The organism is Halopseudomonas formosensis, assembly GCF_900115905.1.
GTDB lineage: Bacteria > Pseudomonadota > Gammaproteobacteria > Pseudomonadales > Pseudomonadaceae > Halopseudomonas > Halopseudomonas formosensis.
Genome location: NZ_FOYD01000002.1, coordinates 38,079 through 56,188 on the forward strand (window position 1 = coordinate 38,079; position 18,110 = coordinate 56,188).

Consider the following 18,110-nt stretch of genomic DNA (forward strand, 5'->3'; position numbering starts at 1 on the left):
TTAACCGAAGAATTTCTGGCCGTTGGCAGCCATCTCACGCAACTTTTCAGTCGGGTGGTACATGGGGCCAAACTCGGCGTATTTGTCAGCAATGGCCACGAACTCGGCCACCCCAATGGTATCGATGTAGCGCAGAGCGCCGCCCCGGAAGGGAGGGAAGCCGATACCGTAGATCAGACCCATGTCGGCGTCTGCAGCGGTCTCGACGATGCCGTCTTCCAGGCAACGGGCGGTTTCCAGGCACAGCGGAACCATCATGATCTCGACGATCTCTTCATCGGTCAGCTCGCGCTGCTCCTGCACGATCGGCTTGAGCAGTTCGTAGGCTTCGGGATCGACCACCTTCTTCGGCTTGCCCTTCTTGTCCACTTCATAGGCGTAGAAGCCCTTGCCGGTCTTCTGACCCAGGCGGTTGGCCTCGTACATGACGTCGACGGCGGTCTTGGTCTTGTCAGCCATGCGATCCGGGTAACCTTCGGCCATCACATCACGGCCGTGGTGACCGGTATCCATGCCCACCACGTCCATCAGGTAGGCCGGGCCCATCGGCCAGCCGAATTTCTCCATGACCTTGTCGACGCGCTGGAAGTCGGCACCCATGCCGATCAGGCGGGCAAAACCGCCGAAATACGGGAAGAGCACGCGGTTGACCAGGAAGCCGGGGCAGTCGTTGACCACGATCGGGGTCTTGCCCATCTTCTTGGCGTAGGCCACGGTGGTGGCAATGGCCTTCTCGCTGGACTTCTCGCCACGGATGACCTCAACCAGCGGCATCATGTGTACCGGGTTGAAGAAGTGCATGCCGACGAAGTTTTCCGGGCGCTTCAGGGCCTGGGCCAGGTAAGTGATGGAGATGGTCGAGGTGTTGGAAGCGATGATGGCGTCTTCCTTCACATGCTGCTCGACCTCGGCCAGCACGGCGTGCTTGACCTTCGGATTCTCGACCACGGCCTCGACCACGATGTCGACGTTGCCGAAGTCGCCGTAGGACATGGTCGGGCGAATGGCGTTCAGTGCCCTGGCCATCTCGGCGGGCTTCATGCGGCCCTTCTCGACCCGCTTGCCCAGCAGCTTGGAGGCTTCGTCCAGACCCAGCTGGATACCCTCTTCGCGGATGTCCTTCATCAGGATCGGCGTGCCCTTGTAGGCGGACTGGTAGGCGATGCCGCCGCCCATGATGCCGGCACCCAGTACCGCTGCCAGCTTCACTTCACCGGCCAGCTTGTCGTACTTCTTCGCCTTGCTCTTGAGCGCCTGGTCGTTCAGGAACAGACCCACCAGGGATGCAGCCACGGTGGTCTTGGCCATCTTGGCAAAACCGGCTGCCTCGATTTCCAGTGCCTTCTCGCGACCGTGGTTGGCCGCCTTCTGCATGGTCTTGATGGCTTCCAGCGGCGCTGGGTAGTTCGGACCGGCCTGCCCGGCAACGAAGCCCTTGGTGGTTTCAAAGGCCATCATCTGCTCGATGGTGTTGAGCTTGATCTTCTCCAGCTTGGGCTGGCGCTTGGCGCGGAAATCCAGCTCACCGGCAATGGCGCGGCGGACCAGATCCAGAGCCGCATCGCGCAGCTTGTCATCGGCTACCACGGCGTCCACGACACCGGCCTTCAGGGCGGCCCCGGCGCGCTGCTCGGCGCCACCGGCAATCCACTCGACGGCGTTGTCCACACCGATCAGGCGCGGCAGACGTACGGTGCCGCCGAAACCGGGATAGATACCCAGCTTGGTTTCCGGCAGACCGATCTTGGTGCTTTCAGCCATGACGCGGAAGTCGCAGGCCAGACACATTTCCAGACCGCCGCCCAGGGCCAGGCCGTTGATGGCCGCCACTGTGGGCACGTTCAGATCTTCAAAGGCGTTGAAGATGCGGTTGGTTTCGATGTTGGCCGCAACCAGCTCCTCTTCGGACAGCTTGAACGCATGCACGAACTCGGTGATGTCGGCGCCGACAATGAACACGTCCTTGCCACTGGTTACGATGACGCCCTTGATGTTGCTGTCGGACTGGATCTTTTCAACGGCTGCCTTGAGTTCGGCGAGGGTAGCCTGGTTGAACTTGTTGACCGACTCGCCCTGCAGATCGAACTTGAGCTCGGCGATGCCGTCGTCAAGGATTTGAACCGTGATGGCTTTACCTTCGTAAATCATCAACTGATCTCCACGCTGTGAAAGCACATGAGAAACACCGGTCCGACCCACTGCCGGACGGTGTCATGATTGTTCCCGATAACTATGAAGTGCTGCCTGCCTGGCAAATTCATACGCTCGTTTGATTCGGGTACGCACACCTTTATGGAAAACGCGGGCGTTGTCAATCTGCGGCGGGCAACTGACTACAAAAAACACTATAGAGCCGTTACCTCGGGAAGTCAGTTCGCAGGGGGCCGGATCAGACCCCGCGCAGGGGCTGCAGGGCTGTCACCAGCTGGTCCAGCACGGCAATATCGTCCGGCTCGCGCCAGTACACCACCACCGAGAGACTCTGGCGGTCGATACCCCGCACCTGCTCGGGCAGGCGCTCGAGCACCTCCATGCAGTGCGGCGTGGCGGCCGAGCCGCTGAGCCACAACCAGCCCTCTTCCCCTCTCCGACAGCTGAACTCGGCATCCACCCGACAGCGCTCCAGCGGCATGCGGTAGGCGATGCAGCCTGCCAGCTGGTTGACCTGCTGCGACTCGCGCAGCCACTCCACAGCCAGACCGCGATGCCTGGCCTGCTCGCGCAGCCGGTGCAGGTGAAACTCCCGGCCACGGGGCATCAGCTTGAACAGACTGGAGATCAGGATGGCCGCCACCACGGCGACTATTACCCAGGTAGGCATGATTTCGATTCCTCGTGAGGTTTTGCGTGGCCGCAGGCCGGTAAACTGTGGACCTGCCGGCAAAGACTGCTAAGATCAGCGAAAACAAGGAAGGAGAGACTCTGCATGCTCTACTCACATGTGCTGGTAGCTGTAGATCTGATTGATGAGTGTCGCGCCGTGGCCGACCATGCCCAGCAGCTGGCCAGGGCATTGGGCGCCAAGCTCACCGTACTGCATGTGGTCGAACCACTGGCCATGGCCTATGGCGGTGATGTCCCCATGGACCTGTCCATGCTTCAGCAGCAACAGTTCGAGCAGGCCAGGGAGCGCATGCAACTGTTCGCCGGGGATTACGGACTGCCCGAAGAGCAGATGCAGATTGCCTTCGGTCACCCGCGTCAGGAGATTCACCGGGTCGCCACCGAATTCGGCTGCGATCTGATCGTGGTCGGCAGCCACGGCCGACATGGCCTGGCCCTGCTGCTCGGCTCCACCGCCAACGACGTGCTCCATGGGGCCCCCTGTGACGTGATTGCGGTCCGCCTGAACAAGACCGAGAACACCTGATCTGACACGACCCTACCGATAGAGGGCGCCGCTGGCCGGCTCAGCCGGCCATGTCCTCCAGTTCCGCCCAGCGTTCCAGCGCCTGATCCAGCTCGGCCTGCTTGCTGTCCAGGGCCGCCAGAACAGGCGCCGTCTGCTCATGGGGCTGCTGGTAGAACTGCGGATCACTGACCTGCTGCTGCAATGCTTCGAGCTCGGCTTCCAGGCGCTCCAGCAAAGCCGGCATGGCCTCCAGCTCGCGCTGCAGCTTGTAGCTGAGCCTGGGCTTGGCCGCCGGCGCTGCCGTGCGCGCAGGCTCGATCACCGGAGCCGGTTGTACCGGTTTCGGTGCCGGCTCATCCAGACGCTCGGCCAGCAGTTCGACTCGGCCTCCCTGGCGCAACCAGTCGGCGTAACCGCCGACATATTCCCGGACATTGCCCTGCCCTTCGAACACCAGCGAGCTGGTGACCACGTTATCCAGAAAGGCCCGGTCGTGACTGACCAGCAGCACTGTGCCGTCGAAGCCCGCCAGGACATCCTCCAGCAACTCCAGGGTTTCCACATCCAGATCGTTGGTGGGTTCGTCCAGCACCAGGACGTTGGCCGGCTTGCTGAACAGCCTGGCCAGCAGCAGTCGCGCACGCTCCCCGCCGGACAGGGCCTTGACCGGCGTACGGGTACGCTCCGGCGAAAACAGGAAGTCACCCAGGTAACTGATCACGTGGCGGCGCTGACCGTTGATCTCGATGAAGTCGCGACCCTCGGAGAGGTTGTCGATCACCGTCTTTTCCAGATCCAGCTGATCGCGCAGCTGATCGAAATAGGCCACTTCCAGTTTGGTACCGTGCTTTACGGTACCGGAGGTGGGCTGGAGCTGGCCGAGCATCAGTTTGAGCAGGGTGCTCTTGCCCGAGCCGTTGTTGCCGATCAGGCCGATGCGGTCCCCCCGCAGCACATGGGTGGTCAGCTCACGGATCAGCGGCGGCTGGCCCGGCCAGGCGAAGCTGACCTTGTCCAGCTCGATCACCCGCTTGCCCGACGCATCGGCAGTCTCCAGCTGGAAACTGGCCTTGCCCTGACGTTCGATACGCCGTGCGCGCTCCTCGCGCATGGCCTTGAGTGCCCGCACCCGGCCTTCGTTACGGGTGCGCCGGGCCTTGATGCCCTGGCGGATCCAGGCTTCCTCCTGGGCCAGCTTCTTGTCGAACAGCGCATTGGCCGTCGCCTCGGCCTCCAGCTGCTGCTCCTTGTGCTCGAGGAAGCTGCGGTAGTCCCCCTGCCAGTCGATCAGCTGACCGCGGTCCAGCTCCAGGATCCGCGTCGCCAAGGCCTGCAGGAACTGCCGGTCGTGGGTGATGAAGAGGACCGCGCCGCGGAACTCCAGCAGCACCTCTTCCAGCCAGGCGATGGTATGGATATCCAGGTGGTTGGTCGGCTCGTCCAGCAGCAGCACATCCGGCTCGGATACCAGAGCCTGGGCCAGCAGCACCCGCCGGCGCCAGCCGCCGGACAACTCCGACATGCTCTTGTCCGCCGGCAAACCCAGTCGGGTCAGGGTAGTCTCCACCAGCTGGTTCAGCCGCCAGCCATCCCGGGATTCCAGCTGATGCTGGACCTTCTCCAGACGCGCCAGTTCGGCCTCGCCCATCTCGCCGGTAACCAGGGCATGGTACTCGGCCAGCAGTTCACCGACCCCGGCCAGGCCCTGGGCTACCACGTCGTAGACCTTGCTCGCATCCGCTTCGGGCAGCTCCTGGGGCAGCTGGCCGATCTTGAGGCCCGGGGCAAACCAGATCTCCCCTTCGTCCGCCGCCTGCTCGCCGGTCACCAAGCGCAGCAGGCTGGACTTGCCGGCACCGTTACGACCGATCAGACACACCCGCTCGCCCCGGTCCAGCTGGAAACTGACCCTGTCCAGCAGTGGATTGAGGCCATAGGCCAGGGAAACGTCGGTAAAGGAAAGCAGAGCCATAACACACCTTTTTCAGATTCAGGGTCGCATTCTACCCGCAGGCCTGTGTAACTGCATGTTTATTGCGGCCAACGGCTTTGAAGGAGACATGCAAACAGCTAAGCTGAGCTCAGCCCCGGATCCCCCGGGCATTCAGACAAGCCAGTGTCAGGTCTCCCATATCTATGCTCGTGCACGCGTCCTCTACCCTGCTCCGCGCCATTCGCCTGCTGTGTGTCAGCCTGTTGCTGCTCAGCCTGCCTGCCCAGGCCGACCGTCTGACGGAACAGCGCAGGCAGTATGACCAGGCCAGGGCCGCTCTGGAGCGCGGTGACATGGAAAGATTCAACAGCCTGAGCAGCGCGCTGACGGATTATCCGCTGTACCCCTATCTGGTCATGGAGTCGCTGCGCAAGCGCCTGGACCGGGCGCCGCACGGTGAGATCGAGCAATTTCTCAGCCGCCATGGCGACCTGCCGGCGGCCAGCAGCATCAAGGCCACCTGGCTCAAGCGGCTCCGCGCCGAAGGGGACTGGCCCCGGCTGCGTCGTCACCTCGACGCGGACAGCCTCACCGCGGAACTGGAATGCCCGCTGGTCCTGCAGGACTGGAACGAAGGCAAGGTCGAGCAGGCCCGCGAGCGTGCCCGGGAACTCTGGACAGTCGGCCATTCCCAGCCGGATGCCTGTACTCCGCTGTTCGAGCGCTGGCGCGCCTCCGGCGGCTTGACCGAAGCCGTAGCCTGGGAACGTATCCGCCTGGCCCTGCTGCACCGCCAGGATGCCCTGGCCAGGTATCTGCTGCGCTATGTTCCGAGCCAGCAGGCCCTGGCCGAGCGCTTCGTCGCCACGGCGATCAATCCGCGCATGCTGTCCGATGTGAGCAAGTACCAGCCGGGCGCCAACCAGCCACCCGAGCAGCTGACCGACATAGTGACAGTCGCCCTGCGCCGCCTGGGCCGGGACGACGCCAGCGCCGCGCTGGCGCTGTGGCCGCACTATCAGCATCTGCCCTTCAGTGACGAGCAGCGCCTGGCCCTGACCCGGGATATCGGCGTGCGTCTGGCCCGCCGCCATGAACCCCGGGCCCTGGCGTTCATGGCCGCCAACGACCCCGAGCTGAAGGATGACACCGTCACCGAATGGCGTGGTCGGCTGGCGCTGCGCACCGGTCAGTGGCACAACGTACTGGATCTGACCCGACACATGCCCGAGCACCTGCGCCAGCAGAGCCGCTGGCGCTACTGGGAACTGCGCAGCCGCCAGCTGGCCAATTCCGCCGTGGGTGAACTGACCGAGGATTACGCCAGCCTGGCCGGCGAACGCGACTTCTATGGCTTCCTCGCCGCCGAGCGCAGCCGACGCCCCTACGCCCTGAATCACCAGCCGGTGGCGGTGGACGCCCGCGCCGCAGCCCGGGTAGCCAATACCGCCGGGATCATTCGCGCCAGGGAGTTTCATGCCCGTGGCGACTATCTGGATGCCCGGCGCGAGTGGTACCACGCCGAGCGCCTGTTCAGCCGCGAAGAACTGATCGCTCAGGCCGCACTGGCCCGGCAGATGGACTGGTATTTCCCCGCCATCCGCGGCATCAGCAAGGCTCAGCACTGGGATGACCTGGAGATCCGCTTCCCCCTGGCCTACCGCGAACCCATCGTCCGTCAGGCACGCCTGCGTCAGCTTAACTCCACCTGGGTCTACGCCATTACCCGCCAGGAAAGCGGCTTCATGACCGACGCCCGTTCCCATGCCGGTGCCCTGGGGCTGATGCAGCTGATGCCCGCCACCGCGCAGGAAACCGCTCGCCGGAACAATATTCCCCTGGCCAATACCAGCAGCGCGGTACTGGACCCGGAACGCAACATTGCATTGGGAACGGCCTATCTGTCACAGCTGTACAGCCAGTTCCGGGGCAACCGGGTGCTCGCCTCCGCCGCCTACAACGCCGGGCCCGGTCGTGTACGTCAGTGGACAAGGGATCTGCCGGCGATGCCCGCGGATATCTGGATCGAGACCATCCCCTTCGACGAGACGCGCAGCTATGTGCAGAGCGTCCTGACCTATGGGGTGATCTACGGAGAGAAGCTGGGCATCCGCCAGCCGGTGATGGAGCCGCACGAGAAATACATCGAGTAACGGCACAGGGCGTGTAACGCACGCCCTGTATTCAGCACTCAGTAGTAGGCATTTTCCGTGACCGAATGGTCGGTCACGTCACGCACACCGGTGATTTCCGGAATACGCGCAACCAGGGTCTTCTCGACCCCTTCCTTGAGTGTTACATCCGCCATGCCGCAGCCCTGGCAACCGCCACCGAACTGCAGCACCGCGATACCACCTTCAACCACGTCGATCAGCTTGATCTCGCCGCCATGGCTGGCCAGGCTCGGATTGATCTCGGTCTGCAGCAGGTAGTTGATACGGTCATTCAGCGGGCTGTCCTCATTGACCATCGGCACCTTGGCATTCGGCGCCTTGATGGTCAGCTGACCGCCCATACGGTCGGTGGCATAATCCACCACCGCGTCCTCAAGGAAGGGCTCACTGACCGCATCCACCCAGACCGGAAAGGCCGCCAGGGAGATGAGCAGATCCTCCGCCTTCTCCTCACCCGGCTTGCAGTAGGCGATGCAGGTTTCAGCGTAGGGAGTGCCGGGCTGGGTGATGAACACGCGGATGCCGACACCGGTGGTGTCCTGCTTCGACAACAGCTCCGCCAGATAGGTCTGAGCAGCCTCGGTGAAGTGAATACCTGCCATGAAATGCCTCTCGGTCGATGACGTAATGCGTGTATTGTACGGGATAAGGCCCCCCGAATAAAGACCCACCAATTCACTTGGTTATTAATCTTTCGTATCCCTTTCATCAAGCTGAACCATCACGACAGGCCACGACGGGGCGTAGCAGTGCGCAGGCATGCACGTAGATGCAACCGCGTAAAACCGCGTTAACACAAGCAGACACCAACATCTGCTTGAATCAAATCAATAGCATCATGAGTTCCATTCATATCAGGCACGGGCGCCCGTCTGGTAGACTTAACCGTTTATTTCATTGCTGATCCCGGAGCTCCCATGTCTGACCTGAGTACCCGCCTGACTCTCCTGCACGAGGCCCTGCGCCAGCGCATTCTGATTCTCGACGGCGGCATGGGCACCATGATCCAGAGCTACAAGCTGAGCGAAGCGGATTTCCGCGGCGAGCGCTTCGTCGACTGGCACCGGGATCTCAAAGGCAACAACGACCTGCTGATTCTCAGCAAGCCCGAGGTGATTGCCAGTATCGAACGGGCCTATCTCGACGCCGGCTCCGACATCATCGAAACCAACACCTTCAACTCCACCCGGGTATCCCAGGCCGACTACGGCATGGAAGACCTGGCCTACGAGCTGAACTACGAAGGTGCCCGCCTCGCCCGCCGGGTCTGTGACGAAAAGACCGCCGAAACCCCGGACAAACCGCGCTTCGTAGCCGGCGTACTCGGGCCGACCAGCCGCACCTGCTCCCTGTCCCCGGACGTCAACAACCCCGGCTACCGCAACATCACCTTCGATGAGCTGGTAGACAACTACAGTGAAGCCACCCGCGGCCTGGTCCGGGGTGGCGCCGATCTGATCATGATCGAAACCATCTTCGACACCCTTAACGCCAAGGCTGCCATCTTTGCCGTTCAGGGCGTGTTCGAGGAACTGGGTGTGGAGCTGCCGATCATGATCTCCGGCACCATCACCGACGCCTCCGGCCGTACCCTGTCCGGCCAGACCACCGAGGCCTTCTGGAACTCCGTCCGCCACGCCAAACCGATCTCCGTGGGCCTGAACTGCGCGCTGGGTGCCCGCGAGCTGCGTCCCTATCTGGAGGAGCTGTCCAACAAGGCCGACACCTATGTCTCCGCCCACCCCAACGCCGGTCTGCCCAATGCGTTCGGCGAGTATGACGAAAGCGCCGCCGAGACCGCGGAACTGGTCGCCGAGTTTGCCCAGTCCGGCTTCGTGAATATCGTCGGTGGCTGCTGCGGCACCACCCCCGAGCATATCCGCGCCATCGCCGAAGCGGTGAAGGACATCGCCCCCCGGCAGATCCCCGATATCCCAAGGGCCTGTCGCCTGTCCGGACTCGAGCCCTTCACCATCGATCGCAACTCCCTGTTCGTCAACGTCGGCGAGCGCACCAACATCACGGGCTCGGCCAGGTTCGCCCGGCTGATCCGCGAGGAGAATTACACCGAAGCGCTGGAGGTGGCGCTGCAGCAGGTAGAGGCCGGCGCTCAAGTCATCGATATCAACATGGACGAGGGCATGCTGGATTCGAAGAAGGCCATGGTGACCTTCCTCAATCTGATCGCCGGTGAGCCCGACATCTCCCGGGTGCCGATCATGCTCGACTCCTCCAAGTGGGAGATCATCGAGGCCGGCCTCAAGTGCATCCAGGGCAAGGGCATCGTCAACTCCATCTCGATGAAGGAAGGTGTCGAGGAGTTCAAGGCCCACGCCCGCCTGTGCAAGCGCTACGGCGCCGCGGTCGTGGTCATGGCCTTCGACGAGCGCGGCCAGGCCGATACCGCCGAACGCAAGAAGGAAATCTGCCAGCGCTCCTATGACATCCTGGTCAATGAGGTCGGCTTCCCGCCGGAAGACATCATCTTCGACCCCAACATCTTTGCCGTGGCCACCGGCATCGAGGAGCACAACAACTACGCGGTGGACTTCATCGAAGCCTGCGCCTTTGTCCGCGACCACCTGCCCTACGCCCTGACCTCCGGTGGCGTGTCCAACGTGTCCTTCTCCTTCCGGGGCAACAACCCGGTGCGCGAGGCCATCCACTCGGTGTTCCTGTACCACGCCATCAAGGCCGGTCTGAACATGGGTATCGTCAACGCCGGTCAGCTGGAGATCTACGACCAGATCCCCGAGGACCTGCGCAACAAGGTCGAGGATGTGATTCTCAACCGCCACCCGGGCGCCACCGAGGCCCTGCTGGCGATCGCCGAGGACTACCGGGGCGACGGCTCGGTCAAGGAAGTGGAAAACGAGGAGTGGCGCAGCCTGCCGGTGGACAAGCGGCTGGAGCATGCCCTGGTCAAGGGCATCACCACCCATATCGTTGCTGATACCGAAGAAGCACGCCTGCAGTACGCCCGCCCCATCGAGGTGATCGAGGGGCCGCTGATGGCCGGTATGAACGTGGTCGGTGACCTGTTCGGCTCCGGCAAGATGTTCCTGCCCCAGGTGGTCAAGTCGGCCCGGGTCATGAAGCAGGCGGTGGCCCACCTGATTCCCTTCATTGAAGCGGAGAAAGGCGACAAGCCCGAAGCCAAGGGCAAGATCCTCATGGCGACCGTCAAGGGTGACGTGCATGACATCGGCAAGAATATCGTCGGCGTGGTGCTCGGCTGCAACGGCTACGACATCGTCGACCTGGGCGTGATGGTGCCGGCGGACAGGATCCTCAAGACCGCCATCGAGGAAAAGTGCGACATCATCGGCCTGTCCGGCCTGATCACCCCGTCCCTGGACGAGATGGTCCATGTCGCCCGGGAGATGCAGCGGCAGGGCTTCAACCTGCCGCTGATGATCGGCGGCGCCACCACCTCCAAGGCCCATACCGCGGTGAAGATCGACCCGCATTACACCAACGATGCGGTGGTCTACGTCACCGACGCCTCCCGTGCCGTGGGCGTGGCCACCACCCTCCTGTCGAAGGAGCTCAAGCCGGCCTATGTGAAGGACATCCGCGACGAGTACGCGATGATCCGCGAGCGTACCGCCAACCGGGCCAGGCGCACCGAGCGGCTCAGCTACGAGCAGGCACTGGCGGCCAAGCCCCAGTTCGACTGGAGTCAGTATCGCCCGGTGCAGCCCAGCTTCACCGGACGCCGGATTCTGGAGGACATCGACCTCAATGTGCTGGAGCAGTACATCGACTGGACGCCCTTCTTCATTTCCTGGAACCTGGCCGGCAAGTATCCGCGAATCCTCGAGGACGAGGTCGTCGGCGAAGCCGCCACTTCCCTGTTCAACGATGCCCAGACCCTGCTGCGCAAACTGATCGACGAGAAGCTGATCCGCGCCCGCGCGGTGTTCGGTTTCTGGCCGGCCAATCAGGTGGATCATGATGATATCCAGCTGTTCGACGACAATGGCAAGCCGCTCAAGCGCCTGCATCACCTGCGCCAGCAGACCATCAAGACCGACGGCAAGCCCAACTTCGCCCTGGCCGACTTCGTCGCCCCGGCCGACAGCGGCCTGACCGACTATGTGGGCGGCTTCATCACCACCGCCGGCATCGGCGCCGAGGAGGTGGCCAAGGCCTACCAGGAGGCCGGTGACGACTACAACTCGATCATGGTCAAGGCGCTGGCCGACCGCCTGGCCGAGGCCTGCGCCGAGTGGCTGCACCAGCAGGTACGCAGGGAGTACTGGGGCTATGCGCCGGATGAGCAGCTGAGCAACGAGGAGCTGATCCGCGAAAAATACCGTGGCATCCGCCCTGCCCCCGGCTATCCGGCCTGCCCTGACCATACCGAGAAGGATGCGCTATTCCAGCTGCTGGACCGGGACGGTGACAGTGGTGTGACCCTGACCGAGCATTACGCCATGTTCCCCACGGCGGCAGTCAGCGGCTGGTATTTCGCCCATCCCCAGGCCCAGTACTTTGCCGTGGGCAAGATCGACCGCGATCAGGTCGAGAGCTACAGCCGGCGCAAGGGCCAGGATATCGAGGTCAGCGAGCGCTGGCTGATGCCCAACCTGGGTTACGACATCTGAAGGGAAGACCTGACGAGTGAGCCTTGTTCCCACCCATGATCGCTTCAGGACCATCGTCATGCTGGGCCTGCCGATCATGGGGGGCATGCTCAGCCAGAGTCTGCTGAATCTGGTGGATGCCGCCATGGTCGGCAGCCTGGGCCAGGCCGCGCTGGCCGGTGTCGGCCTGGGTGGCTATGTCAACTTCATGGCCATCGCCCTGGTCATGGGTCTGGGGGTCGGGGTACAGGCCACGGTAGCCCGTCGACGCGGCCAGGGACTGGTCGATCAAAGCGCGGAGCCACTGAACAACGGCCTGCTGATCGCCGCGCTGATCGCCCTGCCCCTCAGCCTGCTGTGCTGGTTCAACGCCGAGGCCATCCTGGCCCAGCTCAGCGACGATCCCGAGGTGACGGCAATAGGCGCGGACTACTTCCGCTGGCGGGCACTGGCGATCATCGCGGTGGGCTGCAACTTCGCCTTCCGCGGCTACTGGAACGGCATCCGCCAGACCGGGCGCTATCTGCAGATCCTGGTGGTGATGCACATCTTCAATGTGGTCATCAGCTACGGCCTGATCTTCGGCCGCTTCGGTCTGCCGGAAATGGGCGCAGAGGGCTCGGGACTCGGCACCACCCTGGCCATGTTCCTCGGCACAGCGCTGTACTTCACGCTCACCTGGTTTCGCGGCCGCCGGCAGGGCTTCCTGCGCCGTCTGCCGCCGCTGGCCGAGCTGCGCCTGATGTTGCGCCTGTCGCTGCCCAACTCCCTGCAACAGCTGTTCTTTGCCACCGGCGTGACAGTGCTGTTCTGGATCATAGGCCAGATCGGCACCGCCGAACTGGCGGTGGCGCATATCCTGATCAATCTCGCGCTGCTGCTGATTCTGCCCGGGGTGGGCATGGGCATGGCCGCCACCACCCTGGTCAGTCACAGCCTCGGCGCCGGGCAGCCCCAGGACGCCTATCGCTGGGGCTGGGATGTGGTCAAGGTCGCGGCACTGATGCTGTTCCTGCTCGGCCTGCCCTTCTGGCTGATGCCGCAACTGGTGCTGCAGATCTTTACTCAGGACCCCGAACTGCTGGCGCTCGGGCAGTGGCCGCTGCGCATCACCGGGCTGGGCATGACCCTGGATGCCACCGCCCTGGTCCTCACCCAGGCGCTGCTCGGCGCCGGAGCCAGCCGCATGGTGATGGGAGTGAATCTGGGCAGCCAGTGGTTGATCTTCCTGCCCTGCGCCTATCTCATCGGGCCGGTACTGGGCGGCGGGCTGCTGGCGGTGTGGCTGTTGCAGAGCCTGTACCGGGTCATGGCCTCCGTGATCTTTGCCATACTATGGAGGCGCAAGCACTGGGCCGATATCCGGTTATGAGCGCGACCTGTCAACTCCCGCAAGAGGCAGCCATGAGCGAAAACAACAAGAACAGCGGCAGCAAGCACCAGCAGCCAGAGGACAGTTCACCCCGCAACGGACTGGGCTTTCGACAGATGCTCAGCACCATACTTTTCGGCGCCCTCGGTGTGCAGAGCAACCGGGCACGGGAGCGGGACTTCAGTCAGGGCAAGCCCAGCCACTTCATCTACTTCGGGGTGGGCTTCATGCTGGTCTTCGTGCTGGTCATCATCGGGGTGGTGAAGCTGGTACTGCATTTCGCCGGGCGCTAGAATGTCCGGCTCCGGAGTCCCTGCGACTCCGGACTGCAGTCGGAAGCCGGGGCTCGGCGTCAGTGCTGGCTGACCCAGAACACGGCGGTAGCTACTGCTATCAGAATCAGGGCGACAGCGGCGAAGGCATCCAGCCCGCTGTCGGGGCCACCGCCGGTATGAGTATCCTGTTCCTGCATGGTGCGTTCCTCTTGTTGTTCGAATGGGAATGGAGTTGATCCGGCATGGATACTCCTGCCCTGACAGTTAAGACCACTCCGATCCGACGCACAAGTAATACGCATCGGTAATGAGATTATGCGATATAAGCATATAGATAAACATTCCTTTTAAGCATAAAGAAAACCTGATATTGTCTGCCCGCCCCTGGAACCCAGTCGGGTGAAACACCGTTAGCTATGGGCCTTGGCCCACCAACAGGTTGTCAGAATGTACATTTACGACGAGTATGACCAACGTATCGTTGAGGACCGCGCCAGGCAGTTCCGCGATCAGGTACGCCGCTATCTCGCCGGCGAGCTTTCCGAGACAGAATTCCTGCCGCTGCGCCTGCAGAACGGCCTGTACGTCCAGCGCTACGCACCCATGCTGCGTATCGCCGTACCCTATGGCGTACTCTCTTCCCAACGTCTGCGCAAACTGGCCTATATCACCCGTCGTTACGACAAGGGTTACGCGCACATTACCACCCGCCAGAACATTCAGCTCAACTGGCCGAATCTGGAAGATGTGCCGGATATCCTGGAAGAACTTGCCTCGGTGCAGATGCACGCCATCCAGACCAGCGGCAACTGTATCCGCAACACCACCACCGACCAGTTCGCGGGTGTGGCCGCCGATGAGATCATCGATCCGCGGCCCTGGTGCGAGATTATCCGTCAGTGGTCGACCTTCCACCCCGAATTCGCCTTCCTGCCGCGCAAGTTCAAGATCGCCATCAATGGCGCCAGGGAAGACCGTGCTGCCATCGGCGTGCACGATATCGGTCTGAATGCCGTGCGCAACGAAGCCGGCGAGCTGGGCTTCCAGGTGCTGGTGGGTGGCGGCCTCGGTCGGACTCCCATGGTTGGCGCCGAAATCCGCGCCTTCCTGCCCTGGCAGCATCTGCTGACCTATCTCGAGGCTATTCTGCGGGTGTACAACCGCTATGGTCGCCGGGACAACAAGTTCAAGGCGCGCATCAAGATTCTGGTCAAGGCCCTGACCCCGGAAGTCTTCGGCGAGAAGGTCGAGGCCGAATGGCAGAACCTCAAGGATGGCCCGGCCACCCTGACCGAGAGTGAACTGCAGCGCGTCAGCAAGTATTTCGTCAGCCCCGAGCTGGAAAGTTTCCCGGGTGACGACGCCGGCTACCTGGACAAGCGCGGCAGCGACAAGGGCTTCAATAACTGGGCCAGCCGCAACGTGCACCCGCACCGCGCTCCGGGCTACGCCGCCGTGACCCTGTCACTCAAGCCCAACGCGGTTGCACCGGGCGACATCACCGCCGAACAGCTGGAAGCCGCCGCCGACCTGGCCGAGCAGTACAGCCTGGGCGAGATCCGCTCCACCCATTACCAGAACCTGGTGCTGCCCTACGTACGCCAGAAGGATCTGTACGAGCTGTGGCACAAGGCCCGCGAAGCCGGCTTTGCCACTCCGAACATTGGTCTGCTGTCGGACATGATCTGCTGCCCCGGCGGCGATTTCTGCTCGCTGGCCAACGCCAAGTCCATCCCGATCGCCCAGTCCATCCAGGAGCAGTTCGACAACCTCGACTACCTGTACGACATCGGCGAACTGGAACTGAATATTTCCGGCTGCATGAACGCCTGTGGTCACCACCACATCGGCCACATCGGCATTCTGGGTGTGGACAAGAAGGGCGAGGAGTTCTATCAGGTCTCCCTGGGTGGCAAGTCCGGCCGTGACGCCGCCATCGGCAAGATCCTCGGCCCCTCCTTTGCCGCCAATCAGATGCCCACCGTAGTGCAGAAGCTGATCGACGTGTATCTGGAGCACCGCACCCCTGAAGAGCGCTTCATCGATACCTACGAGCGCATTGGCATGGACCCGTTCAAGGAGCGCGTATATGCGGCTGATCATTAAGGACAACCAGGTCGTCCCGGATACCTGGGAACTGCTGCCCAAGGACGCCACCCTGGACCAGTTGACCAATACCGGCGACGTCATAGTGCCTCTGGCCATGTGGCTGGAGCACTCCCACGCCCTCAAGGCGCGGGACGGGCGCCTGGGCGTCTGGCTGGATGCGGACGAGGAAGCCGAGTGCATCGCCGAGGATCTGGACAGTTTTGCCGTGATCGCCTTGAACTTCCCGGTGTTCAGCGACGGGCGCAACTACTCCAACGCCCGGCTGCTGCGTGACCGCTACCAGTATCAGGGCGAGCTGCGCTCGATCGGCGACGTGCTGCGTGATCAGCTGTTCTTCATGCGCCGCTGCGGCTTCAATGCCTACGCCCTGCGCGAAGATCACGATCCCCACGCGGCGCTGGCCAGTCTGCAGGACTTCTCCGAGGTCTATCAGGCCGCCACTGATCAGCCGCTGCCGCTGTTCAGACGACGCTGAGCCTGCCACAGCACCGGACGCCCGTCCGGTGCTGTCCCCACCCAGCTCATCCTGCTTCCCCTTGCGTTAGCCCAGCGACTGGATAACTTCAGCCCGGCTGACGATACCCAGAGCAAACGCAAGCGCCCTCCCCCGGACGGGATGGCGGGGGGGGCGACTGGCGTGGGGTAGACTTGCGCAGGCTGTTTTCTGCTGATTCCGGACCCGCACAACCCATGCAACTTGCCATAGCCGCCCTTATCGCCCTGCTGCCGATCATCAATCCCTTCAGTACCGCCCCGATGTTCCTCGCCATCACCGAGGGGGACACGGACGCAGAACGCCGCGACCAGGCCCGCAAGGCGGTGATCTACATGATCTGCATTCTGGTGGCCTTCCTGATCGGCGGGAGCTTCATCATGAAGTTCTTCGGTCTGTCGCTGCCCGGCCTGCGCATAGCCGGCGGCATTCTGGTGGCCGGGGTCGGCATGCGCATGCTCTACCCCAGGGACAACGCCGGTCAGACGGCAGCGGAGCGCCAGGAGTCCAGGCGCAAGCGTGATGTGTCCTTCACTCCGTTGGCCATGCCCAGTCTGGCCGGGCCGGGGGCCATTTCCGTGACCATAGGTCTTACCTCGCTGGCCCGGGGCTGGCTGGATTTCGTCTCCATCATCATCGGCATACTGCTCGCCGCCGCGGTGGTCTACATCACCCTGCGGCTGTCGACCCGCCTGGTACGGGTGTTGGGGGTCAACGGTCTGCACGCCATGACCAAGATCATGGGCTTTCTGATCCTCTGTGTCGGCGTGCAGTTCATCGTCAACGGCGTGGTGGAAGTGGCCCAGAGCCCCGAACTGATCGAAGGCATCATCCGGGAGATAGATGCCGCGCGGGAAAAAAAGGCCCCATGAAACAGCTGCTCTGCACGCTGACCCTGCTGGCCAGCGTGCTCGCCTCAACCAGTGCCGTCGGCGCAACCATGCGCTGCAATGACGGCATCGTCTCTACCGGCGAGAGCACTCAGGGCGTGCTGGATAAATGCGGCGCGCCCTCCTCACAGGTTACCGACAGTCCCGCTATCGACGAGAACGGTTTTGTGGTGCGCGGTGCCGCTACGGTCAAACACTGGACCTATACGCCCCCGGGCGGCATACGCTATCAGCGCGCTTTCTTGACGACAGGCTGGTGGAAATTCGCAGCAGGAGGGATTAATCAGCCTTGTTTGATCCGGCACGGCGCAGGGTGAGATTGATCCGCTGGCTACCCAATTGTGGGTGTGGCACATCGGCAAGCGGCAGCACGCCGTGAAAGCGCAACCGGTCAACGCCGCCCCATACTGCTACATCCCCGTGCTGCAGCAGAGTTCGGGCCGGGCGATCGCTGCGGTTGTGACCGCCGAACAGGAAGGTGGCCGGCATACCCAGGGAAATGGAGACGATAGGCGCGCTGAAGTCCCTCTCATCCCGATCCTGATGTAGTCCCATGCGGGCGCCGGGAAGGTAGCGGTTGATCAGACAGGTGTCGGGTTGAAAGCTCTGGAACCCGGCACTGTCGGCGGCGCGCTGGGCCAGTTGCAGCAGACACTCGGGGATGACCGGCCAGGGCTGCCCCGTGGCGGGATCGATCGGGCTGTAACGATAGCCGAATTCGCTGCAAACCCAGCCCACATCGCCACAGGCACTGCTCTGAACCGACATGCGCCGACCACCCCGGGTCGTCATCTGACGCAGCGGTGACCGTTGCAGCACCCGCTCCAGGGCGGGCAACAGCGTCGCCAGCCAGGGCTCGGCAAAGCCGGGCAGCATGAAGGCCTGGGCGCCCATCGCCACCCGCTGCTGCGGCTGGTGAAACA

Annotated in this window: 14 protein-coding genes; 9 read left to right on the top strand and 5 right to left on the bottom strand. The window is 62.9% G+C overall.

What is annotated here, in order from left to right:
- Both fadB and BM046_RS03280 read right to left on the bottom strand, forming a co-directional pair.
- Positions 1 to 2,148 (bottom strand): fatty acid oxidation complex subunit alpha FadB, encoded by a 2,148-nt coding sequence (gene fadB, locus BM046_RS03275; RefSeq protein WP_090536971.1) that lies wholly within the window; start codon positions 2,146 to 2,148, stop codon positions 1 to 3.
- Positions 2,149 to 2,389: 241 nt separating this feature from the next.
- Positions 2,390 to 2,821, bottom strand: a complete 432-nt coding sequence (locus BM046_RS03280; protein WP_090536973.1) for a hypothetical protein — start codon at positions 2,819 to 2,821, stop codon at positions 2,390 to 2,392.
- A gap of 105 nt (positions 2,822 to 2,926) precedes the next feature.
- Here BM046_RS03280 and BM046_RS03285 point away from each other — a divergent pair, with 105 nt between their 5' ends.
- Positions 2,927 to 3,370 (top strand): universal stress protein, encoded by a 444-nt coding sequence (locus BM046_RS03285; RefSeq protein ID WP_090536975.1) that lies wholly within the window; start codon positions 2,927 to 2,929, stop codon positions 3,368 to 3,370.
- Between the two features lie 40 nt (positions 3,371 to 3,410).
- On the opposite strand, the gene BM046_RS03290 is transcribed toward BM046_RS03285, so the two are convergent.
- Complete coding sequence (locus BM046_RS03290) at positions 3,411 to 5,324, bottom strand: ATP-binding cassette domain-containing protein (RefSeq protein ID WP_090536978.1); 1,914 nt, start codon at positions 5,322 to 5,324, stop codon at positions 3,411 to 3,413.
- Between the two features lie 164 nt (positions 5,325 to 5,488).
- On the opposite strand from BM046_RS03290, the gene BM046_RS03295 reads away from it, so the two are divergent.
- On the top strand, positions 5,489 to 7,438 hold the full coding sequence (locus BM046_RS03295) for a transglycosylase SLT domain-containing protein (protein ID WP_090536980.1): 1,950 nt from the start codon (positions 5,489 to 5,491) through the stop codon (positions 7,436 to 7,438).
- 38 nt (positions 7,439 to 7,476) lie between these two features.
- Here the strand turns inward: BM046_RS03295 and nfuA are convergent, their stop codons facing one another.
- Positions 7,477 to 8,061: a Fe-S biogenesis protein NfuA gene (gene nfuA / locus BM046_RS03300; RefSeq protein WP_090536982.1), complete on the bottom strand. Its 585-nt coding sequence runs from the start codon at positions 8,059 to 8,061 to the stop codon at positions 7,477 to 7,479.
- A 315-nt stretch (positions 8,062 to 8,376) separates the two neighbouring features.
- Between nfuA and metH the strand changes: the two genes are divergently transcribed.
- The 7 genes from metH (at position 8,377) to BM046_RS03335 (ending at position 17,504) form a co-directional block, all read left to right on the top strand.
- Positions 8,377 to 12,069 (top strand): methionine synthase, encoded by a 3,693-nt coding sequence (gene metH / locus BM046_RS03305; protein WP_090536984.1) that lies wholly within the window; start codon positions 8,377 to 8,379, stop codon positions 12,067 to 12,069.
- A gap of 16 nt (positions 12,070 to 12,085) precedes the next feature.
- On the top strand, positions 12,086 to 13,420 hold the full coding sequence (locus BM046_RS03310) for an MATE family efflux transporter (RefSeq protein ID WP_235818557.1): 1,335 nt from the start codon (positions 12,086 to 12,088) through the stop codon (positions 13,418 to 13,420).
- A 116-nt stretch (positions 13,421 to 13,536) separates the two neighbouring features.
- Positions 13,537 to 13,713 (top strand): DUF2970 domain-containing protein, encoded by a 177-nt coding sequence (locus tag BM046_RS03315; RefSeq protein ID WP_235818573.1) that lies wholly within the window; start codon positions 13,537 to 13,539, stop codon positions 13,711 to 13,713.
- 429 nt (positions 13,714 to 14,142) lie between these two features.
- Positions 14,143 to 15,801: a nitrite/sulfite reductase gene (locus BM046_RS03320; RefSeq protein WP_090536989.1), complete on the top strand. Its 1,659-nt coding sequence runs from the start codon at positions 14,143 to 14,145 to the stop codon at positions 15,799 to 15,801.
- Positions 15,785 to 16,279 (top strand): DUF934 domain-containing protein, encoded by a 495-nt coding sequence (locus BM046_RS03325; RefSeq protein ID WP_090536991.1) that lies wholly within the window; start codon positions 15,785 to 15,787, stop codon positions 16,277 to 16,279. The genes BM046_RS03320 and BM046_RS03325 overlap by 17 nt, the downstream gene beginning before the upstream one ends.
- Positions 16,280 to 16,494: 215 nt before the next feature.
- Positions 16,495 to 17,169, top strand: coding sequence for a MarC family NAAT transporter (locus BM046_RS03330; protein ID WP_090536993.1), 675 nt, complete (start codon positions 16,495 to 16,497; stop codon positions 17,167 to 17,169).
- Positions 17,166 to 17,504, top strand: coding sequence for a DUF2845 domain-containing protein (locus BM046_RS03335; protein ID WP_090536995.1), 339 nt, complete (start codon positions 17,166 to 17,168; stop codon positions 17,502 to 17,504). Before BM046_RS03330 ends, BM046_RS03335 begins: the two co-directional genes overlap by 4 nt.
- Here the strand turns inward: BM046_RS03335 and alkB are convergent.
- Positions 17,467 to 18,081 (bottom strand): DNA oxidative demethylase AlkB, encoded by a 615-nt coding sequence (gene alkB, locus BM046_RS03340; RefSeq protein WP_090536997.1) that lies wholly within the window; start codon positions 18,079 to 18,081, stop codon positions 17,467 to 17,469. The two genes, BM046_RS03335 and alkB, sit on opposite strands and share 38 nt — an antisense overlap.
- Positions 18,082 to 18,110 lie beyond the last annotated feature (29 nt).